The following is a 543-nucleotide window of genomic DNA, read 5'->3' on the forward strand; positions in this document are numbered from 1 at the left end:
CTGTCGATACTGACCGCGGGATTTCCACCGGCGCATCGCGGCCGCGCTGTAGGTGTGTGGGCCGGGGTTGCTGGATCCGGGGCGGTCCTGGGCATCCTCGGGGCTGGTGTGCTGCTCGAACAGTGGTCGTGGACCTCGGTGTTCGTCGGGTTGACCGTCGCCGGAGCGGTTCTGGCCGGGTTGGCATGCAGTATCGCGGAGTCCCGCCAGCAGGAGCATCCACCGGTCGATTGGGTGGGCGCGGTGACCGTAGTTGTCGCGGTCGGGGCGATCGTCTTCGCTGTGATCGAGGTTCCGGCCCGTGGCTGGTCGGATTCGCTCGTCGCCATCAGCACTGCGGTGGGCTTGTTCGCAGTTGTGGTGTTCGTCGTCGTAGAACTACGTTCCTCGGCACCCCTACTCGATGTCCGGTTGTTCGCCCGCCGTGGCTTCGGTGCCGGCGCACTGTCGGTCTGTATCCAATTTCTGGTGACCTTCGGGGTGTTCTTGCTGTTGGTGCAGTATCTGCAGTTGATTCTCGGTTATGGACCGCTCACCGCCGCG

1 pseudogene is annotated in these 543 nt (G+C 64.5%); it reads left to right on the forward strand.

What is annotated here, in order from left to right:
- Nucleotides 1-543 (forward strand): annotated as a pseudogene (locus MTX35_RS25360) (MFS transporter); the annotation flags it as partial.

Origin of the sequence: Rhodococcus sp. ARC_M12 (assembly GCF_022810385.1) — a bacterium.
GTDB classification, from domain to species: domain Bacteria; phylum Actinomycetota; class Actinomycetes; order Mycobacteriales; family Mycobacteriaceae; genus Rhodococcoides; species Rhodococcoides navarretei.